The organism is Nocardia sp. NPDC127579 (assembly GCF_042672005.1).
Taxonomy (GTDB): Bacteria; Actinomycetota; Actinomycetes; order Mycobacteriales; family Mycobacteriaceae; genus Nocardia.
Genome location: NZ_JBHXVZ010000007.1, coordinates 214,404 through 232,073 on the forward strand (window position 1 = coordinate 214,404; position 17,670 = coordinate 232,073).

At 69.0% G+C, this 17,670-nt stretch carries 18 protein-coding genes and 1 pseudogene; 4 read left to right on the forward strand and 15 right to left on the reverse strand.

Annotation, left to right across the window (positions count from 1 at the left end; all coding sequences use genetic code 11):
- Window positions 1-25 precede the first annotated feature (25 nt).
- The 3 genes from ACFVMC_RS23770 to ACFVMC_RS23780 form a co-directional block, all read right to left on the reverse strand.
- Window positions 26-1,423: a glutamyl-tRNA reductase gene (locus ACFVMC_RS23770; protein ID WP_379213586.1), complete on the reverse strand. Its 1,398-nt coding sequence runs from the start codon at window positions 1,421-1,423 to the stop codon at window positions 26-28.
- Window positions 1,420-2,313 carry a redox-sensing transcriptional repressor Rex gene (locus ACFVMC_RS23775; protein ID WP_379213588.1) on the reverse strand — a complete coding sequence of 298 codons (894 nt, stop codon included), beginning with the start codon at window positions 2,311-2,313 and terminating at the stop codon, window positions 1,420-1,422. The genes ACFVMC_RS23770 and ACFVMC_RS23775 overlap by 4 nt, the downstream gene beginning before the upstream one ends.
- 238 nt (window positions 2,314-2,551) lie before the next feature.
- On the reverse strand, window positions 2,552-2,812 hold the full coding sequence (locus ACFVMC_RS23780) for a glutaredoxin family protein (protein WP_379213590.1): 261 nt from the start codon (window positions 2,810-2,812) through the stop codon (window positions 2,552-2,554).
- Between the two features lie 262 nt (window positions 2,813-3,074).
- On the opposite strand from ACFVMC_RS23780, the gene ACFVMC_RS23785 reads away from it, so the two are divergent.
- On the forward strand, window positions 3,075-3,998 hold the full coding sequence (locus tag ACFVMC_RS23785; protein ID WP_379214073.1) for an HAD family hydrolase: 924 nt from the start codon (window positions 3,075-3,077) through the stop codon (window positions 3,996-3,998).
- Here the strand turns inward: ACFVMC_RS23785 and ACFVMC_RS23790 are convergent.
- The 9 genes and pseudogenes from ACFVMC_RS23790 to ACFVMC_RS23830 all read right to left on the reverse strand — a co-directional run bounded on the left by ACFVMC_RS23790 (window position 3,995) and on the right by ACFVMC_RS23830 (window position 13,018).
- Entirely contained in the window at window positions 3,995-5,017 is a 1,023-nt protein-coding gene (locus ACFVMC_RS23790) for a lysophospholipid acyltransferase family protein (RefSeq protein ID WP_379213592.1), read from the reverse strand. The two genes, ACFVMC_RS23785 and ACFVMC_RS23790, sit on opposite strands and share 4 nt — an antisense overlap.
- Window positions 5,014-6,048 carry an NAD-dependent epimerase/dehydratase family protein gene (locus ACFVMC_RS23795; RefSeq protein WP_379214075.1) on the reverse strand — a complete coding sequence of 345 codons (1,035 nt, stop codon included), beginning with the start codon at window positions 6,046-6,048 and terminating at the stop codon, window positions 5,014-5,016. The genes ACFVMC_RS23790 and ACFVMC_RS23795 overlap by 4 nt, the downstream gene beginning before the upstream one ends.
- Window positions 6,049-6,270: 222 nt before the next feature.
- Window positions 6,271-6,372 carry a 30S ribosomal protein bS22 gene (locus ACFVMC_RS23800; protein ID WP_003402602.1) on the reverse strand — a complete coding sequence of 34 codons (102 nt, stop codon included), beginning with the start codon at window positions 6,370-6,372 and terminating at the stop codon, window positions 6,271-6,273.
- A gap of 206 nt (window positions 6,373-6,578) precedes the next feature.
- Window positions 6,579-6,842 (reverse strand): helix-turn-helix domain-containing protein, encoded by a 264-nt coding sequence (locus tag ACFVMC_RS23805; RefSeq protein WP_379213594.1) that lies wholly within the window; start codon window positions 6,840-6,842, stop codon window positions 6,579-6,581.
- Window positions 6,843-7,023: 181 nt separating this feature from the next.
- A complete protein-coding gene (gene proC / locus ACFVMC_RS23810) occupies window positions 7,024-7,857 on the reverse strand; it encodes a pyrroline-5-carboxylate reductase (protein ID WP_379213596.1) in 834 nt (277 codons plus the stop codon).
- A gap of 37 nt (window positions 7,858-7,894) precedes the next feature.
- Window positions 7,895-8,752: a thioesterase family protein gene (locus ACFVMC_RS23815; RefSeq protein ID WP_379213598.1), complete on the reverse strand. Its 858-nt coding sequence runs from the start codon at window positions 8,750-8,752 to the stop codon at window positions 7,895-7,897.
- A 103-nt stretch (window positions 8,753-8,855) separates the two neighbouring features.
- Window positions 8,856-9,776 (reverse strand): sugar phosphate isomerase/epimerase family protein, encoded by a 921-nt coding sequence (locus tag ACFVMC_RS23820; protein WP_379213599.1) that lies wholly within the window; start codon window positions 9,774-9,776, stop codon window positions 8,856-8,858.
- Window positions 9,777-9,785: 9 nt separating this feature from the next.
- A pseudogene (locus tag ACFVMC_RS23825) lies at window positions 9,786-10,004 on the reverse strand (hypothetical protein); the annotation flags it as partial.
- A gap of 1,991 nt (window positions 10,005-11,995) precedes the next feature.
- Window positions 11,996-13,018, reverse strand: a complete 1,023-nt coding sequence (locus ACFVMC_RS23830) for a hypothetical protein (RefSeq protein ID WP_379213601.1) — start codon at window positions 13,016-13,018, stop codon at window positions 11,996-11,998.
- Between the two features lie 119 nt (window positions 13,019-13,137).
- On the opposite strand from ACFVMC_RS23830, the gene ACFVMC_RS23835 reads away from it, so the two are divergent.
- Window positions 13,138-13,935, forward strand: a complete 798-nt coding sequence (locus tag ACFVMC_RS23835) for a hypothetical protein (protein WP_379213603.1) — start codon at window positions 13,138-13,140, stop codon at window positions 13,933-13,935.
- Between the two features lie 59 nt (window positions 13,936-13,994).
- Window positions 13,995-14,327, forward strand: a complete 333-nt coding sequence (locus tag ACFVMC_RS23840; protein ID WP_379213605.1) for a hypothetical protein — start codon at window positions 13,995-13,997, stop codon at window positions 14,325-14,327.
- A 43-nt stretch (window positions 14,328-14,370) separates the two neighbouring features.
- On the opposite strand, the gene ACFVMC_RS23845 is transcribed toward ACFVMC_RS23840, so the two are convergent.
- The 3 genes from ACFVMC_RS23845 to ACFVMC_RS23855 form a co-directional block, all read right to left on the reverse strand.
- Window positions 14,371-15,060, reverse strand: coding sequence for a response regulator transcription factor (locus tag ACFVMC_RS23845; protein ID WP_194816147.1), 690 nt, complete (start codon window positions 15,058-15,060; stop codon window positions 14,371-14,373).
- Complete coding sequence (locus ACFVMC_RS23850) at window positions 15,057-16,283, reverse strand: sensor histidine kinase (protein ID WP_379213607.1); 1,227 nt, start codon at window positions 16,281-16,283, stop codon at window positions 15,057-15,059. Before ACFVMC_RS23850 ends, ACFVMC_RS23845 begins: the two co-directional genes overlap by 4 nt.
- Before the next feature lie 174 nt (window positions 16,284-16,457).
- Window positions 16,458-16,874: a winged helix-turn-helix transcriptional regulator gene (locus tag ACFVMC_RS23855; protein WP_379213609.1), complete on the reverse strand. Its 417-nt coding sequence runs from the start codon at window positions 16,872-16,874 to the stop codon at window positions 16,458-16,460.
- A 104-nt stretch (window positions 16,875-16,978) separates the two neighbouring features.
- On the opposite strand from ACFVMC_RS23855, the gene ACFVMC_RS23860 reads away from it, so the two are divergent.
- The gene (locus tag ACFVMC_RS23860) at window positions 16,979-17,638 is read left to right on the forward strand and encodes an NADPH-dependent F420 reductase (protein ID WP_379213611.1); all 660 of its coding nucleotides are present in this window, start codon (window positions 16,979-16,981) and stop codon (window positions 17,636-17,638) included.
- Window positions 17,639-17,670: the final 32 nt, after the last annotated feature.

Consider the following 17,670-nt stretch of genomic DNA (forward strand, 5'->3'; position numbering starts at 1 on the left):
GTTGCCAGGGGGTGGGTGAACGCCGTCATGCCTGGGCCTCCTCGTCACCGAGATGCCCCGCCGTGAAATCGTCGACCAGGGCTTCGCCGGCCATCGCGGAGATCTCCATGGGCGCCGCAACCGCTTGCGCCGCACCGGGTTTGAGCTCGAACAGTTCGCGCAGCGCTTCGGCGTAGCTGTCACCGCCCGGCGTCGAGGCCAATTGCTTGACCCGCACGGTCGGCGCGTGCAGCAGCTTGTCGACGACCCGGCGCACGGTGCGCGCCACCTCGTCGCGCTCGGGGTCGGCCAGCGAGGGCAGCCGCGAATCCAGCCGCAGCAGTTCGGCTTCCACCACTTCGGCCGCGCGCTGACGTAGCGCGGCGACGGTAGGTGTCACCTCGGCCATCCGCTGACCAGCGAGATAGCGGGCGAGTTCGTCGGCGACGATGGCGCGAGCGGCGGCGGTGTCGTCGGCCGCGGCACCCGCGGCCGGATCCTGCTGCAGCGTCTCGATATCGATGACCGAGACGCCCGGCAGCCCGGCCACCGCGTGCTCGACATCGCGGGGCAGCCCGAGGTCGCAGAACACCAGCGGCCGATCGGCCGCGGCGGCGCGATCCCGATCCGCCAGCGCCCGATGGGTGTCGGCCAGGGTGACCACCGCGCCGACCGCGCCGGTGCAGGTGAGCACCACGTCGGCGGTGGCCATGGCTTCGGTGAGCCGGGACAGTTCCAGCGCGCTCGACTCGACGCCGTAGGTGCCCGCCGTCTCGGCCAGCCGCTGCGCCCGGTCGATGGTGCGGTTCACCACGATGATCCGGCCGATGCCGGCACGCGCGAGATGCGCCACCGCGAGGCTGCCCATCGCGCCGGCGCCGACCACGACGGCGGTCCGGCCCGCGATCGAACCCAGCACCTGCTGGGCCCGGTCCAGCGCGACCGACACCACCGAGGCGCCCGCCCGGTCGATGCCCGTCTCGGCGTGTACCCGCTTGCCGACCCGCAGGGCGTGCTGCGACAGCTCGTGCAGGGTGCGGCCCACGGCCTGCTGCGCGTCCGCGGAGGCGTAGGCGCCGCGGATCTGGCTGAGCACCTGCTGTTCGCCGACGACCATCGAATCCAGGCCGCTGGCCACCGCGAACAGGTGCTCGGCGGCGGCCTCGCTGTAGCGGACGTAGGCGTGCTTGGTCAGATCCGGCAGCGGCATGCCGGAATGCTTGGTGAGCAGTTCACCGACCTCGGCGAGTCCGCCGTGGAAGGCGTCGACCACCGCGTAGATCTCCACGCGGTTGCAGGTGGAGACGATCATGGCCTCGGAGACATGGCTGGATTCGAGCATGCGCTCGATCAGCTTCGGTCGATCGGTGTCGGTGATCGCGACCTTCTCCAGCACCGAGACCGGTGCACTGCGGTGCGAGATACCAACGAGAAGAACACTCACGGCCTAACCACCGATCCCTTGTCTATTGCGGGGGACACCCCCGCGCCCCCGGCACTGCGGCGCTGCGCGCCTTGGACCTCCGGTCGGGGCGGCTCCGTTGCCGAATTATGTGAGGACTTGTGTTCGAGGGCCCGATGCGCGGCGGGCGGCACCCGGCGGGCGATCCGGCCCGATCCCGCGTGTGCGACGGGCAGTTGTTCCGGCTCGGTGTTGCGGGTGCGCTCGAAGGAGAGCATCTGCATCTCGACCGCGAGATCGACGCGGCGCACCTCCACCGTCTCCGGCGCGCTCAGCACCGACGGGGAAAAGCTCAGGATGGATTGCAGCCCTGCCGCGACCAGCAGATCGCACACGTCCTGCGCGGCCGCGTCCGGAACGGTGATCACGGCGATGGTCGGCTCCAGCTGGGCGACCGCGCCCGGCAGCTCGGACACGTCGTGGACCTGCAATCCGGCGACCGGCAACCCGATCACCGCGGGATCATGGTCGAAGACGCCGACCACGGCGAAGCCACGCCGCTTGAACCCGCCGTAGCCGACCAGGGCCCGGCCCAGGTTCCCGGCGCCGACGAGCACCACGCGATGTCCTCCGGAGAGTCCGAGCACGTCCTCGATCCTGGTGCGCAACTTGGCCACGTCATAGCCGACACCCCGTACACCGTTGGGTCCGAGGAAGGACAGATCCTTGCGCAACTTCGCGGAATTGACACCCGCCGCGACAGCGAGTTCCTCACTCGATACGATGAGTACTCCGTCATCGGCCAACATGGCCAGGACCCGAAGATAGGTGGCCAACCGCGCAACGGTGGCCTGCGGGATGTCCTTCGTGGACACCGGCTTTTGCAGAGCCCTGCCGGAGACGCCGCCTGGCGCCTCATGCTGCTCTGTCACGTGTCGGCTCCTCGGGTTCCGGACTGCTCGAGGTCCGGTTTCGCTCGGCCTATGGCCCGGTGCGATCGGTGCCATGGTCGAAGTATCGGATTTCATGGGGGCGGTTCCGCAGCCTCGGCAAGCGGGTCGCGTGCCACCACCGTAACTGCTTGTGCAGCCCTTCACAAAGTCGGTGAAATTGGCCTCATTTTCCCTTACGACCAGGCAAGCGTCCGAAATGGACACGAGCAGCTCTAGTTCAACGAGTCAAATCGGCCCGTAGCCGCGTTTCGTCGACGTCGAAATAGCTGTGCTCCCGCCCGTCCAGCAACACCACCGGAAGCCGGTCGCCGTACTCCGCGCGCAGGCCAGGGTCGGTGGCGGCGGCCTCGTCGACATCCAGCGTCTGCGGTTCGATACCGAAATCGGCGCACACCGCGCGCAGCTGTTCGAGCGCGACGCCACACAGGCCGCAGCCGGCGCGGGTCAGCAAGGTCACCGAATGTGTGGGATTGGTCATGACCTTCATTAAATCGCTGCGACCATTGGCGGTGTTCACGACGCCCTACACGGTTACGCAGGCTGCCGCCTCCGGGCGCTGAGCTCACACCGCGGGCCGACCTTCCGTTCGATGTCGCCGCCGCCGGTTAGGGTGGACCTGGTTCGCGCTACGGGCGGAGGTACTGGTGCCGGAACGAGAGAAGGTCGAAAAGACCGGATTCATCGCGGGGCGCTTCGGCGAATTCCCGGTCAGGTGGAATCAGGGTCGGCTCGGGCAAAGCCTGCACGATCAGCTCACCCGATTCCCGCGCAGCCCGTTCGGGCCCAGCGAGGAAGAGGTGCGCGCCAATCTGGCCGGTGAGGCCAGCGCCGACGCCGCCCTGTCCCTGCACGACGCGGAGCTGGCGGCCGAACCCGACGATCTCGAGGTCCCACGCGATCTCACCGCCGCGGCGTTCTTCGACGTGGACAACACCATGGTGCAGGGCGCCTCGATCGTGCATTTCGCGCGCGGCCTGGCCGCCCGGAAGTACTTCAACACCTCCGACCTGGTCGATGTCGCCTGGAAGCAGGTGAAGTTCCGGGTCACCGGCAAGGAGAACAGCGCCGATATGGCCTCCGGCCGGGAGAAGGCGCTGGAGTTCATCGCCGGTCGCCCCACCGCCGAACTCGCCGCGCTCGGCGAGGAGATCTACGACGAGATCATCGCCGACAAGATCTGGCCGGGCACCCGCGCGCTGGCGCAGATGCACCTGGACGCCGGGCAGCAGGTGTGGCTGGTGACGGCCACCCCGGTCGAACTGGCCCAGGTCATCGCCAAGCGCCTGGGTCTGACCGGCGCGCTGGGCACGGTCGCGGAGAGCGTCGACGGCAAGTTCACCGGGCGGCTGGTCGGCGATATCCTGCACGGCCTCGGCAAAGCGCATGCGGTGCGCACCTTGGCGATTCGCGAGGGACTCAACCTGAAACGCTGCACCGCCTACTCCGACAGCCACAACGACGTCCCGATGCTGTCGCTGGTCGGCACCGCCGTGGCGATCAATCCCGACTCGGATCTGCGCGAGGTGGCCAAGAACCGGGGCTGGGAGATCCGCGATTTCCGCACCGGGCGCAAGGCCGCGAAGATCGGCGTGCCCACGGCGCTGGCCCTGGGCGCGGCCGGCGGCGCCGTCGCCGCGGCCGTCACCCGCCGCCGTGACCGCTAGCCGGTGAACGGATTGCGGCGCTTGGCGAGCAGCTTGTAGAGGGTCCCCTGGATCGTCTCGCGCACCTCGTCGGTGACCTCGAACATGGTCATCGGGTCGTCCGCGGCCTCGGCGTCGTAGCCGGTGGTCGGGATCGGCTCGCCGAATTCGATATACCACTTGGACGGCAGCGGGATGGCGCCGAGCGGGCCCAGATGCGGGAACAGCGGCGTGACCGGGAAGTACGGCAGCCCGAGCAGCCGGGCCAGCGGCTTCAGATCGGCGAGCTTCGGATAGATCTCCTCGGAGCCGACGATCGAGACCGGGATGATCGGTGCGCCGGTGCGCACCGCGGCGGCGACGAAACCGCCCCGCCCGAATCGCTGCAACTTGTACCGGTCGCCGTACCGTTTGCCGACCCCCTTGAAGCCCTCCGGGAACACGCCGGTCAATTCGCCCGCGCGCAACAGCCTTTCGGCGTCCTCCCGGCAGGCCAGGGTGTGCCCGGCCTTGCGGGCCAGCACCCCGAGCATCGGCGTTTCGAAGATCAGGTCGGCGGCGAGCAGCCGCAGTGCCCGCTGCTCGGCGTGGTGATCGTGGATGGCCAGCTGCAGCATCAGGCCGTCCAGCGGCACGGTCCCGGCGTGATTGGCGACCAGCAGCGCGCCGCCGGTGGCGGGAATGTTCTCGATCCCGGCGACCTGCACGCGGAACCACAGTTCCGACAGCGGCCGCAGTGCGGGCAGGATCACCGATTCCAGCAGGTGTTCATCGAAGCCGAACTCGTCGATCCGGTAGTCGCCGGTGAGCCGGCGGCGCGCGAAATCCGCGCCGCGGCTGATCCCGGCGCCGAGGGCCCCGACCAGCAGATCCGACAGCGATTGCGGCGCGGGCGGTTCCGCGGCGGCCAGCCGGTCGGTCAGCGACGTCACCTGGCTCGGTGCCGCCGCGCCCGGTGCCGGCCAGCGCCGGGCACTCGGCCGCGGCCGGGCCTCGAAATGCGCGTCGTGCAGTGGGATGACCTTCGCTACGTGATTCATGATTGTGCTCCCGTACCGGCCCCGAGCAGGCCGAGCAGTTTCTTTTCTGCGGCATCGATCCACGCGGGATCGAAGACGGGTCGCGACGCTGCGCCCCCAATGAAGTCGTCGAAGGCCTGCACCGTGGTCCAGCGCGGCACGAAATCCAATTCCGCGCGCATCCGGGTGGTGTCCAGGCCACAACCGAAATGGAAATAGTCGAGCTGTTCCCCGCTGAATTCCCGCATGACCGGGCCCATCAGCGCGCGGCCCGCGGTGCGGAACAACAGGAAAGGCAGCGGCAGTTCGAGCCGACCGGCCCGACGCACTGCCTGCGACAGCGCCAGCGCGCCGTCACCCGCGATATTGAAAGTGCCGCCGGGCGCCGATTTCGCGACGTGCGCGAGCGCGGCGATCGCGTCCTCTTCGTGCAGCAACTGCATGCGCGCATCCCGCCCGAATACGGTGGGCGCCACCGGCGATCGCAGATACTGCACCGCGCGCGCCGCCAGCCGCGGACCGACAATCGGCGCGAATCGCACTATCGAGGTGGAGATATCCGGGCGGCGACGCGCCAAACCTCGGACGAATCCTTCGATTTCGATCAGATCGCGCGCGAATCCACTGCGCGGCGGCGTGCGTGCGCTCATCTCCTCGGTGAATCCGGCCGGATCCTTGGAACTGCTCCCGTATACGGCGGAGGTGGAGCGCACCACCACCCGGCGCACCGAGGGCGCTTTCTGGCAGACCGCGAGCAGCTGCATGGCGCCGAGCACGTTGTGGTCTTTCATGACCGCGCGGTTTCCGCCCGCCGGCGGCCGGGTCAGCAGCGCGGCGTGCACCACGGTATCGACCTCGTTGCCGTCGATCACCTTGCGAATCAACGGGTTTCGAATATCCGCGCGCACGATCTCGGCGCGGCCCAGCCGACGGCGCAGCTCCCGGCTCGGGGTCATGGTGTCGACGGCGAGCACCCGCTCGACGGACGGATCCTGTGCGAGCCGGGCCACCACGTTGCCACCGAGGAAGCGACTGGCGCCCGTCACGAGCACCACCTTGGGCGAATTGCCGTCTCGTACTTCCGAACCCACCGTGCCGGATCCCACCTACCAGGCCCCCAGTTGAATTATGTGCGGTTCCAGCGTAACCGCTACCGTCCGAGACACCGGGACGATTTACCTGCTGATAACGATGATTTCTGTCACGGATCACAAAAGCCGAAGGCCCGTCACCCCCCTGGGGGTGACGGGCCTGTCGACTGCTAGCGCGGCGGCTTACTTGCCGAGTTTGCGCCGCTGAACACGTGTGCGGCGAAGCAGCTTGCGGTGCTTCTTCTTCGACATGCGCTTGCGGCGCTTCTTGATCACAGAACCCATAGGGTTTCCTCGCGTTCTCTGTAGTACTCGGCGCGCACGCCAGTCACGTACGCCTTCTTCAGCGCCCGCGCCGCCAGCAGACACCGGACACCACGAAGCGGTGCCGCTGGTAGGCGAACACGAACCGAGGGTTCATCCTACCGGGGCACCTCACTACCGATGAAACCGCCTTCTACCTGGACCCCGACGCCGAGCCGAACCCGGCGTCAACCGGCGTCGAAATAGGACGTTTCCAGATAGTCGTGCACGGCTTTGGCGTGCACTCGAAACGATCGGCCCACCCGCACCGCGGGCAATTCACCCGAGTGCACCAGGCGGTAGACCGTCATTTTCGAAACCCGCATCAGATTCGCCACCTCGGCGACCGTCAGGAACTGCGTGCCGCCACCGAGCAGCGGTTGCCCACCGCTCGATCTGCTGCCCGCGGGACCTGACGATCCTGGTGACGAGCCTGAGCTGTTAGCAGACATCTTGTTAGACATCATTGCACCACTGACCTCCGGCACGTCCGCGCCACCGGCTTCCCCACCGGCGGAACAGACACGCACGTGCTCCTTGAAGCTTAGCGTTGCCAGTGGGATTACTGCGACGGGTGTGAGAAATCAGCGTCACACGCTGGGGGTCCGCCGGACACCCGCCGGACGCGTGGCGTTAATTCGCGGCGGTGCCGTCCCCCGCGCCCTGCTCGACCGAGCGGTGTTTGGCCGCGTGCAGCGCCTCCAGGAACGCCGAGCGCACGCCGCCACGCTCCAGTTCCCGCAGCGCCGCGGCGGTGGTACCGGCCGGCGAGGTGACCGCGGCGCGCAGCTCCTCAGGGCTCTGTCCGGACTCGTCGAGCAGCGCGGCCGCGCCCACCATTGTCTGCACCACCAGCTGGGTGGCAACGGCGCGCGTCAGGCCGAGACCGACACCCGCGTCCACCATGGCCTCCACGACCAGGAAGAAGTAGGCGGGACCGGAACCCGAGACCGCGGTGACCGCGTCCATCTGCGCCTCGGTGACCGTCACGACCTTGCCCACCGAGGACAGCACCTCGGTCACCAGCTCCAGCTGCTCGGCGCGCGCGTAGCGACCCGGCGCGAGCGCGCTCATGCCCTGACCGACCAGCATCGGGGTATTCGACATCACCCGCACCACCGGGAACCCCGCGGGTAGTTTGGCCTCGAGCCGCACGGTCGGCACGCCCGCCGCCAGCGACACCAGCACCTGATCGGTATCGCCGCCATTGAGGTCGGCCTTGCCCAGCTGGGTCAGCACGCCATCCACATCACCGGGCTTGACGGCGATCACCAGCAGATCCGCCCCCACCGCCGCGTCGGCCACCGAACGGGTGACCCGCACGCCCAACCGGCTCGCGATCAGCTCGGCGCGATCCTGATGGGTCTCCACGACGACCAGGTCCTTGGCCGCCCGCCCGGACTCGAGCAAACCGGCGATCAACGCCTCCCCGATCCGGCCTCCACCGATCACCGCAATTCTTGTCATGGGCCTAGACCCTAATCGCGGTGCGTCGTGGGATGAATCAGCGGGCGATAGGCATCAGAGCCAGTTGGCGGCTCTGGGCGACTACCGCTCCGGCGGAGTCCAGGATGAGCTGGTCCTCGTCGAACATGCGGCCACCGACCTCGTGGGAGGTCGCGATGACGCGCAGCCAGCCGGGCGCGGGGCGGCGGCGCAGGTAGGTGGTCATCTGGACGGTCGGGGCCCAGCCGAAGTGACCCAGGTTCATCGGGACCGGCGGGCTCATATCGGCCGCCATCATGGCGAAGTAGGTGGCCACCTCGGGGTCGGCCTGGTCACCGTCGAGCGGGCGCATCCACAGCCGCAGCCGTGGTTCGCCCTGCTTGCCCTCGAGGAAGCGGGCCCATTCGCGATCGATGAAGATCTCGGCGCCCTGGCCGACGTGCACGACGCTGCCCATCGGGGAGTCGGGGCCGTAGCCGATGGCGTCGGCGGGCGGTTCGGCGGGCATGTCGGCGTGCGCGTAGGCGTAGAGCGGGTCGATGTCGTCGATGTGACCGAAGGTGAACGCGGTGCGCACGCAGGTGCGGCCGTCCTGGATCAGCTCGGCGTCGGCCAGGCAGATCTGGCGGCCGACCTTGCGGATCGACACCTGGTACTCCACCTCGCCGGGTTCGGGTGCGCCCAGGAAGTCCGAGCTGGCCGCGATCGGGGACATCTCGGCCAGGCCGGGGTCGGTGGCACGCAGGAACCGGGTGGCCGCGGCGGCGCTGCCCGCGACCATGGTCCCGCCGTGCACTTTCTTCCCGATGGTCCAGGTGGGGTCGATATGACCGGCGTAGCGGCCGGGCGCGCCCAGTTCGGTGGTGGCGCACACCCGGCTGAACGGTGCCTCCAGATCGGCGGTCAGCTCCGGCATCGTCACTCCTGTTCGCAGGGAGCCGCGCGGGCGCGCGGCATTCGTACAGCGTACAACCAGCGTCGGCGGCCGACGTATTCCGGTTTCGGACGACGCCGTGGCGTCAGATCAGATCGGCGTGCGGCTCGAGCGCTGCGGCGGCCGGTGTCAGGCCGTTGAGGTGCACGCGAGCGAAGGCGAGAGTGCGGCGCAGCATCGCCGCACGCTCGGCCGTCGTGCGGGCATTCTGGGTATTGATCTCCGCGACCGCGTGCCCGGCGAAACCCGAACGCACCAGCTGTGCGCACACTTCGACACAGGGCTGGGTGCCCTCACCCGGCACCAGATGCTCGTCGTGCGCGGCGCCACGCCCGTCGGCCAGATGCAGGTGCGCCAGACCCGCACCCATCCGGGCCGCCAGCACGAGCGGGTCGGCACCGGCGGTCGCCGTATGCGACAGATCCAGCGTGTAGTGCCGGAAACCCGTGTCGGTCGGATCGTAGGACGGACTGAAAGCCGTGACACCCCACCCGGGTCCGCCGCGCCGCTCCAATCGGCGGGCCGAATTCGCGCCACGGCCGAACAGCGTGTCGGCGCGCATCGGAAACATGTTCTCCACCGCGACGACGACCGGGCTGTGCTCCTCCAGCTCGGCCACCTGCTCCGGGAAACCCTCGGCGTAGCGCCGCTGCCAGCGGAACGGCGGATGCACCACCACGCTGTCGGCGCCCAGCGCCTCGGCGGCATGCACACTGCGCTCCAGCTTCGCCACCGGGTCCGAGCCCCAAACCCGTTGCGAGATCAGCAGACACGGCGCGTGCACCGCCAGCACCGGCACCTCGTATTTGCGCATATAGGACTGCACGACGGCCAGGCTCTGACTGGCCGGCTCCGCCCAGACCATCAATTCCACACCGTCGTAACCGATTTCGGCGGCATAGCGAAACGCCGCCTCGGTGTTCTCCGGATAGACCGAGGCGGTGGACAGGCCCACCTTGATCCCCGCGCCCGCCCGCGTGTCCCCCGCCTGCCCGTTGTGCCCCACAGCGACTCCTCAGTTCGTACTGAGCAGAAAGGCTAGCGGGCCCAGCGTGACGAAGATGCCGACCACGACGGCGATCACCGTGCTGAGAATGTCGTCGGTCCGGCGCAGAATCCGCACCAGCGCCACCAGCCCGAGGATCACGATCATGGCCAGCGCCAGCGCGACCCACGGGAGCATCTCCCACATGCGCTCGAAACCCTTGAACAACAGCATGCCCGCCACGGCCGCGCCGGTGCTCTGACTGCCCAGAATCACCCACTGGCGGCGGTTCGCCTCGTGCTCGGATCGGCGCGGGGACCGGGATCCGCGCGCGCGGGGACGGTCGTCCTCGTCCTCGTCGTCCTCGAGGTCGGGTTCGGAGCGACGGAGGAACCGGGCGCGACCGGCGGCCAGCCGCGCGGCGAAACCACCGGTGCGCTCCTCGTCCTCGTCCTCGTCGAACGGGTCGTGCACATCGGTGTAGCCGTCGTCCGGATCGACCTCGAGCTCGGCCTTGCGCTTGGACCGGCCGCGCAGGCCCCGGCCACCGCGCGCGGCGTCGCGGCGCTCGGCGCGCTCGACACCGTCGCGCAGCAGATCACCGGCCACCGTGGACCCGGAGACCAGCTGTTGATCCTGGCTGGCCAGCGACCAAGTGGCCGCGGGGATACCGCCGGACTCCGGTGCGTCGCCGGATTTCGACGATCGTCGGCGCGCCGACCAGGCGGGCAGGCCGCTCTCCCGACGTGAAGACCGGCGTTTCTCCGACGGCAGCGGCAGCGGCGCGGAATCGTCGTCGTCCGGGGACCAGCCGCCGGTATCGAGATCCTCCTCCGGCGACCAGGCCCCCGTATCGATGTCCTCGGCCTCGGCGCGACGACGCGCGGCGCGGCCACCCCGACCGGAATCGGCACGCGGCGGTTCCGGCTCGTGCAGCGGCGGGCCGACCGCGCCGGTGTCCTCGTCGCCGGGTTCGAACCGTCGGCGGCGGCCGGTGCGACCGGAGCCGATCTCGTCGGCGGGCGGATCGGGCGGCACATACGCGTACGGATCCGCGGGCGCCGCATAGGGTTCGGCGTTCGGACCGAAGGGGCTGTTGGCGTCGGGTGCGTAGGCCTCCGGCGTATACGGCGTGGGGGTCCGTCCCGGGGCCTCCGACGGGTAGGTACCAGGTCCCTGACCGAAACCATCCGATGCATACGGCCCTGGGCCTTGCTCGAAACCACTTGGCGCATACGGCCCCGGCCCCTGCTCGAAACCATTCGGCGCATACGGCCCCGGCCCCTGCTCGAAACCATTCGGCGCATACGGCCCGGGGCCTTGCTCGAAACCATTCGGCGCGTACAGCCCCGGCCCCTGCTCGAAACCATCCGGCACATACGGCCCAGAGGGCTGGGCGAATCCATCCGGCGTATACGGCGCAGGGGCCTGCCCCAGCGCATCCGGCGCATAAGGCCCGGGTGCCTGACCGAAACCATCGGGCCCGTACGGCGTGGGCGGGTGCCCGAGCTGGTCCGGCGCGGGCGCTTGCCCCGGCGCGTAGGGCCCAGCGCCCTGGCCGAACGAATCCGGCGCGTACGGCTGGCCGTACGCCTCCGGGGAGTACGGCGCGGGCACCTGCCCGTAGGCGTCCGGCGGGTAGGGCGTGCGGCTATAGGCGTCCGCCCCCGGGGGCTGGCCGTATTGGTCCGAGCCGTAAGGCGATTCGGGGGCGCCGTGCCGGGACGGCGGTTCGTAGCCGGGCGCGGCCGGGTTGAACTGGTCCGGCGCCGGGTAACCGGGAGCCTGATACCCCTGCGGGTAATCCGGCGCCTGATACCCGGTGGCCGGATCGCCGTAGTCCGAGAGCGGGTCGTACCGCGTGATCGGCCCCGACATCGGCGAGTAACCGGGCAGCTCGCCCGGGGGTTGCGGCGGATAGGAAACCGGGTCGGGGGCAACGGGATCGAAGGCCGGTGACTCGTAGGCGGCCGGCGCGTAGGGCGCGGGGTCGTAGGCGGGCGGTTCGAACGAGGCCGGCTCGTACGGGGCCTGGTAGGCGGCCGGTTCGGCGGCCTGTGGCTCCGGTTCCGGCGCCGCGTGGCTGCTGCGGCCGCCGACAGCGGGCAGGTCACCACTGAGCTCGGCGACCGAGATCCCGCGGCCGCCACGCCGACGACGTCCACCGCCGCCGGAGCCGGAACCGCCCTGCCCGTTGCGGGCCAGCAGCTCCGCGACGGATAGCTGTTTGGATTCATCGGTCATGAAGACACCACTTCGTTCGAATCCGGCGCCGTGAGCGCGCTCGGCAGGACGGCGCCGCCCGTGGAGGGCAGCTGCGTCGCCTTCGGTCCGCCGTTCATATCGGTATCCAGTTTGCGCAGGATGAGTCCTTCTCGCAGCGCCCACGGACAAATCTCCAGGGATTCCAGCGAAAGTGCCCGCATACTCGCCTCCGCGACCAGCGCGCCGGCCACCAATTGCCGTGACCGATCCGAACTTACGCCTTCCAGTTCCGCTCGGTCCGCCGCTGTCATCCGCGAGATGAACGCGATCAGCTGGCGCAGACCCGAAGCGGTGAGTGTACGACGTACCCGGGGACCCGCGGCAGAGGGTGCCGCACCGGTCAGCCGGGCCAGTGAGCGGAAGGTCTTGGAGGTGCCGACCGCGAGGTCGGGGTGGCCCGCGTCGAGCAGTTGTTTGGCTGGAGCGACGAGTTCGGCGTCGAGCCAGTCGCGCAGCACGGCGATGCGGCGCTTGCCGGGTGGGTCCTCGCGCAGCCAGTCCCGGGTCAGGCGGCCGGCGCCGAGTTGCAGCGAGAGCGAGACATCGGGCTCCTCGTCGCCGCCGTGGCTCATTTCCAGGGAGCCGCCGCCGATATCGAGGTTCAGGATGCGGCCCGCGCTCCAGCCGTACCAGCGGCGCACCGCCAGGAAGGTGTTCCTGGCTTCGTCCACACCGGACAGGACCTGGAGTTCGACGCCGGTCTCGGCGCGCACCCGGGTCAGGACCTCGTCGGAATTCTTGGCTTCGCGCAGCGCGGAGGTGGCGAACGGCATGAGTTCGACACACCCGGATGTTTCGGCGATGCTGGCGAATTCGGCCACGGTGTCGATCAGCCGACCAGCCCCCTGGACGGTGATGGCGCCCGCGTCGTCCATGTTCTCCGACAGGCGCAAGGCGGCCTTTGTCGAGCTCATGGGCATCGGGTGGCCACCACGGTGCGCGTCCACCACCAGCAGATGGACGGTATTGGATCCCACGTCGAGCACACCGAGCCGCACATGAACACGGTACTGGGTCCGCCTTCACTACAGCGGCGGCACGGGAGCTGTTAGCGTTGCGGAGTGTGACGGAAGGTGCATCCGCAAACCCTGCCACCCGCTCCCGACCGGCGGGAAAAATGGATCCCACCCCGGAAGTCGATCTCGATTTCCCGCGCGAGTGGATCGAGTTCGTCGATCCGGCAAACGACGAGCACTTGATCGCGGCCGACCTCACCTGGCTGCTGTCGCGCTGGACCTGTGTGTTCGGCACGCCCGCGTGTCAGGGGATCATCGCCGAGCGCCCGGACGACGGCTGTTGCTCGCACGGCGCGTTCCTCTCCGATGACGACGACCAGCGCCGCTTGAAGGCGGCTGTGAAGATGCTCACGGCCGAGGACTGGCAGCTGATGGGTGCGGCCACCAACGCGGGCGGCAAGGTGACCAAGAAGGGCTACCTCGAACTCGACGAGCTCGACGACGAGCCCGCGCTGCGCACCCGCCGCTTCGAGGGTGCGTGCGTCTTCCTGAACCGTCCCGGCTTCGCGGGCGGTGTCGGCTGCGCACTGCACACCATGGCGCTGCGGCGCGGACTGGAACCGCACACGGTGAAGCCGGATGTCTGCTGGCAACTGCCGATCCGGCGCACCCAGGAGTGGGTGGACCGCCCCGACGGCGTGCAGATCCTGCGCACCGCGATCACCGAATACGACCGCCGCGGCTGGGGTTCCGGCGGCGAGGACCTGGACTGGTACTGCTCCGGGTCGCCGGACGCGCATGTCGGGAGCAAGCCGGTCTGGCAGTCCTACGCCCCCGAGCTGACCGAATTGCTGGGCGAGCCCGCCTACGCCGAGCTGGCCCGGCACTGCAAGCGCCGCGAGGGCCTGGGGCTGGTGGCGATCCATCCGGCGACCGTGCACGCCCAGCGCATGGCTTGAACCGCGCGGCAACCTCCAGGCCACATGGGCGTCACCTGTTTGCGGTTCGATGGCTGACCATGAAGAAAGCCCTAGTTATCGCCGCCCTCTCGCTCGGCACGATCGTCCCGCTGACCGGGGCCGCGCACGCCGAACCGAACGGTGACCCGGCCGCGTACGCCGATTTCACCGCCGAATTCGTTCCCGTCACCAGTCAGGCCGCCTTCGACGCGGCCAAGGACGGCAAGCATGTGATCATGAGCCCGCACGGGACCAACCGGACGATCGCCTGCCGCGGCAACAATGCCGACGTGGCGATCTACGACTGCAAGCAGGACGACGGCTGGGGCTGGATCAACCTGAAGACCATGGACCTGCCGGGCGTCGGCAAGGTCTGGACCACGCTCTCCTGATCCTCCCGACCGGCGTCCCGGCAGTGCCGGGACGCCGGTCGGCTCAGGCTTCGAGTTTGTAACCCAGACCGCGCACGGTGACCAGGTGCTCCGGCTTGGCGGGATCCGCCTCGATCTTCGAGCGCAGGCGCTTGACGTGCACGTCCAGGGTCTTGGTGTCACCGACGTAGTCGGCACCCCAGACCCGGTCGATCAGCTGGCCGCGGGTCAGCACCCGGCCCGAATTGCGCAGCAGGTATTCGAGCAGGTCGAACTCCTTGAGCGGCAGGGTGACCGGCTTGCCGTTGACCAGCACCGTGTGCCGATCCACGTCCATCCGGACCGGGCCCGCCTCCAGCACGCCGGTCTCGCTGCCACTGTCGAGTTCGTCGCCCGCGCCGCGGCGCAGCACCGCGCGGATCCGGGCGATCAGCTCGCGCGCCGAATAGGGTTTGGTGACGTAGTCGTCTGCGCCCAGTTCCAGGCCGACCACCTTGTCGATCTCGCTGTCACGAGCGGTCACCATGATCACCGGCACGCCGCTGCGGGTGCGCAGCTGCTTGCAGACGTCGGTGCCGCTCATGCCGGGCAGCATCAGATCCAACAGCACGATATCGGCGCCGGATCGGTCGAACTCGGCGAGCGCGGAGGGCCCGTCGCCCACCACAGTCACCTCGAAACCCTCCTTGCGCAGCAGGAACGCGAGCGGATCGGCCAGCGACTCCTCATCCTCGACGATCAGAACACTCGTCATCTGCGTGCCTCCACACCATTGGGTCTGCCCGGTCCCGTGGGACGCGGGCTGATTTCTCTCGTGCTCGCCTCGGTCTCGTCGTCGCCGTCGGTCTCGAGGTGAGCGGGGATACGCAATGTGAACGTCGAACCGGTGCCCAGTTTGCTCCACAGGGTGATCTCACCGTTGTGGTTGGCGGCCACGTGCTTGACGATAGCCAGCCCGAGCCCGGTACCGCCGGTGGCGCGCGAGCGTGCCTTGTCCGAGCGGAAGAAACGTTCGAATACGCGTTCCTGGTCTTCCTTGGCGATGCCGATACCGCGGTCGGTGACCGCCATGGCGACGTGCTCGCCGCGCAGCGACCTGCTCACCGACACGTGCGAGCCAGCCGGTGAGTAGTTGATCGCGTTCTCGACCAGGTTGGACAGGGCGGTCACCAGCAGGGTCTCGTCGCCGAGCACCTCGAGCCCGCTGGGCCGGTCGGTGCTCACGGTGATGCCCGCGGCCTCGGCGCTGGTGCGGGAACGATCCACCGCCTGCATGACCACGGTGTCGACGTCGACCACCTCGAGTTCGGGCAGCTTCTCCGCGCCCTGGAGCCGCGACAGCGCGATCAACTCGGTGACCATCTTGCCGAGGCGGCGGGATTCGCCGAGCACTCGTTCGCCGAAGTGGCGCACGGCATCCGGGTCGTCGGCCGATTCCAGCATGGCCTCGGCCAGCAGGCTCATCGCGCCGACGGGTGTCTTGAGTTCGTGACTGACGTTCGCTACGAAGTCGCGGCGGGTCGCTTCCATGCGCGCCTGCTCGGAGTCGTCGTCGGCGAACAGGACCGTGAAGCTGGTCTCCTCGGGCGAGAGCGGGCGGGCCACGCCGCGCACGGCGATCCGGCTGCGGCCGGGCAGCGGATGCTTGGCGGCCAGGTCGAATTCCGCGCTCTCCGCGGTGGCGAGCACCTTTTCCACGGCCGCCCAGGCTCGTTCGTCGAGCAGGCGGTTGCGGACCAGGCCCAGTTCCTCGGCGCGCGGGTTCACCAGCACCACGTCGCGGTACTCGTCGACCACCGCGATTCCGCTTTCGGAGGCGAGCACGATCAGGTCGAGGACCTGCGACATGGTGAGCCCGGAGTCGGCTTGACGCCGGGCGGCTTGGCGAGCGTTCACGTACGGGATCAGTAGCCCGCCGACTGCCAGTCCTACGACAGCCGCCAGGACTGCCAGAAACACGGCCTGCGGAACACTCACACCTGAATCGTACGGTCGCCGACCGGCTACCCCGAGCGGGGTGCGTGAAGTTTCTCCCAGGTCATAGCGTCTTCCAGCATCGTTTGCTGCCCGTTCACGCGTTGTTTCACCGTGACCGGCGGGCGGCGTGTCCGCAGCCGTGGCGGGGCGCTCCCTCGCTCGATGAGAGCAGTGTCACGCCGACGGTTGGTCGAGGTCGTCTTCGGTGTCGGCCAGGGCCGCGCTCACCGCCCGCCCGTGTTCGTGGACCCATTCGCCGAGCGCGAAGATCGGGATCAGCAGGGCTCGGCCCGCCGGGGTGAGCTCGTATTCCACCCGGGGCGGCGCTTCGGCGTAGCGGCGGCGGTCGACCAGGGTGAGCCGTTCCATGCGGCGCAGAGTCTGGGTCAGCATCTTCTGACTGATGCCGCCGATGGCGGTGCGCAGTTCGCCGGGCCGCATCGGGCCGTGCCGCAGGGTGTACGCGATGACCGGTAGCCAGGAGTTGCCGAGAATGTCGACACCGATCCGGACCGGACAGTCGGCAATGAAGTCGACCGGTGGGAAGTCGACCTCCGCGGCCGTGATCGGCGCGGCGGCGAGAACTGTCATGACTCCAGCTTGCCAGCCCGCTCACGCACCTCGGGGTGCCTATCGAATTCCCTAGCGTCGACGTCGGATTCATTCACAACCACGCACAGCCACCAGGAGTAGTCATGCGAATCGGAATCATCGGCGCCGGCAATATGGCCAAGGCGCTCGGCGGCGGGTGGGCCGCGGCCGGGCACGACATCATGATCGGGGCCCGGAATCGGGCCGCGGCAGCGGAATCGGCGGCGGCGATCGGCTCGCGCGACGGCAACATCGCCGAGGCCGCCGCGTTCGGGGAGGTCGTCCTGCTGGCACTGCCGGTCCCGGCGTTGGACGAGGTACTGCGCGCGCACGCCGGCACACTCGCCGGACGCACACTCCTCGACTGCACCAACGCGTTCGCACCGGATTTCGCGAACCCGCACGGCCCGACCACTTTTCCGCTCAGCGAGGACGCGGTGGCCGAGCGGATCGCGGCCACCGTGCCCGGCGCGCACGTGGTCAAGGCGTTCAATCTGCTCGCGGCCGAGGTCTTCGAATCCGAGACCAAGGTCTACGAGGGGCGCACACTCACCATTCCGTTCTGCGGTGACGATCCCGCCGCGCTGGAGCGGGTCACCACCTTGATCGCGGACCTGAAACTGAGCCCGGTACACGCGGGCGGGCTGTATCGCGCCCGCTACCTGGAGGCCACCTCGGTGTTCGTCGTCGGGCTCTGGTTCGGCGGCCACGATGTGCGCGCGGTCTTCCCGCCGCTGGAATCCGCCTTCGCGATCGAGGACTGAGGGCTCCTGCTGTTCGCGTTCGTGCAGGATGT

Excerpts from the sequence above, each read along its gene's own strand:
- ACFVMC_RS23860 (WP_379213611.1), top strand. The coding sequence starts at position 16,979 with ATGCGAATCGGAATCATCGGCGCCGGCAATATGGCCAAGGCGCTCGGC.
- ACFVMC_RS23805 (WP_379213594.1), bottom strand. The coding sequence starts at position 6,842 with ATGTCTGCTAACAGCTCAGGCTCGTCACCAGGATCGTCAGGTCCCGCG.
- ACFVMC_RS23845 (WP_194816147.1), bottom strand. The coding sequence starts at position 15,060 with ATGACGAGTGTTCTGATCGTCGAGGATGAGGAGTCGCTGGCCGATCCG.
- ACFVMC_RS23840 (WP_379213605.1), top strand. The coding sequence starts at position 13,995 with ATGAAGAAAGCCCTAGTTATCGCCGCCCTCTCGCTCGGCACGATCGTC.
- ACFVMC_RS23855 (WP_379213609.1), bottom strand. The coding sequence starts at position 16,874 with ATGACAGTTCTCGCCGCCGCGCCGATCACGGCCGCGGAGGTCGACTTC.
- ACFVMC_RS23800 (WP_003402602.1), bottom strand. The coding sequence starts at position 6,372 with ATGGGTTCTGTGATCAAGAAGCGCCGCAAGCGCATGTCGAAGAAGAAG.
- ACFVMC_RS23815 (WP_379213598.1), bottom strand. The coding sequence starts at position 8,752 with ATGCCGGAGCTGACCGCCGATCTGGAGGCACCGTTCAGCCGGGTGTGC.
- proC (WP_379213596.1), bottom strand. The coding sequence starts at position 7,857 with ATGACAAGAATTGCGGTGATCGGTGGAGGCCGGATCGGGGAGGCGTTG.
- ACFVMC_RS23780 (WP_379213590.1), bottom strand. The coding sequence starts at position 2,812 with ATGACCAATCCCACACATTCGGTGACCTTGCTGACCCGCGCCGGCTGC.
- ACFVMC_RS23790 (WP_379213592.1), bottom strand. The coding sequence starts at position 5,017 with ATGAATCACGTAGCGAAGGTCATCCCACTGCACGACGCGCATTTCGAG.
- ACFVMC_RS23835 (WP_379213603.1), top strand. The coding sequence starts at position 13,138 with ATGGATCCCACCCCGGAAGTCGATCTCGATTTCCCGCGCGAGTGGATC.